Source organism: Pseudomonas sp. JV245A (assembly GCF_032424515.1).
GTDB lineage: Bacteria > Pseudomonadota > Gammaproteobacteria > Pseudomonadales > Pseudomonadaceae > Aquipseudomonas > Aquipseudomonas protegens.
This window is the reverse complement of record NZ_VYKE01000433.1, coordinates 1-940: the sequence shown is the minus strand read 5'-3', so window position 1 is coordinate 940 and position 940 is coordinate 1. Positions and strand designations below refer to the sequence as shown.

1 protein-coding gene and 1 pseudogene are annotated in these 940 nt (G+C 65.7%); one reads left to right on the top strand and one right to left on the bottom strand.

From position 1 onward, the window contains the following. Positions 1 to 206: pseudogene (locus F6S12_RS32260) on the bottom strand (LysR family transcriptional regulator); the annotation flags it as partial. A gap of 61 nt (positions 207 to 267) precedes the next feature. On the opposite strand from F6S12_RS32260, the gene F6S12_RS32255 reads away from it, so the two are divergent. Further along, positions 268 to 940, top strand: a 673-nt coding sequence (locus tag F6S12_RS32255) for an FAD-dependent oxidoreductase (protein WP_315869924.1), incomplete at its 3' end; no start/stop codon positions are given.

Below are 940 nucleotides of genomic sequence, written 5' to 3'. Positions count from 1 at the left end.
TGCCCCGCACCCGCAGGAACAACGGGAAACCCAACTGCAGTTCGGCGTGCTGCAAAACCTTGGTCACCGCCGGCTGGGAGACATGCAGCAACTGCGCCGCGCCGCTGATGGAGCCGGTCTGGCGGATGGCCTGGAAAATCTCGATATGACGAAGGCGCATGGGGCAGTCCATAACCTTTGTTTATGGGAGGTCCATCTTTATTCATTGTCCGGCGCCTGTCACCTGCCCCTAACCTTGGGCCATCGACCAACAGGCCAGGGGCAGTCATGAGTCAGCGGGTTTGCATCATTGGAGGGGGCGTTATCGGCTTGGCCAGTGCCTACGCCCTGGTCCGCCAGGGCTTCGAGGTGACCCTGGTGGAGGCGCAGGAGTCCCTGGGCAGCCAGACCAGTTTCGCCAACGGCGGGCAGCTGTCCTATCGCTATGTGGCGCCTCTGGCTGATGCCGGGGTGCCCTGGCAGGCCCTGGGCTGGATGCTCAAGGGCGACTCTCCGCTCAAGCTGCGGCCACGCCTGGACCCGGCGCAGTGGCGCTGGCTGGCGGGGTTCCTCGGTGCTTGCCGGCACTCGGTGAACCGGCGCAATGGCGCGCACCTGCTGCGCCTGGCGCTGCTCAGCCAGAGCACCCTGCAAAGCTGGCGCGAAGAGGATGGCCTACAAGGCTTCGACTGGCGGCGCAACGGCAAGCTGGTGACTTTCCGCGAGCAAAAAAGCTTCGAGCACGCCCGGCACAACCTGGCGGACAGCGGCCAGCAACAGGTGCTTTGCGCCGCCGAATGCACGGCCCTGGAACCGGCCCTGGGGGATACGCCCTTCGTCGGCGGTATCTATACCCCGGATGAAGAAGTGGCCGACTGCCACGCCTTCTGCCAGCAACTGGCCACGCGGCTGCGCGCTTCCGGGCGCTGCGAAATCCTACTGGGCCAGCGGGTGCGGGGCA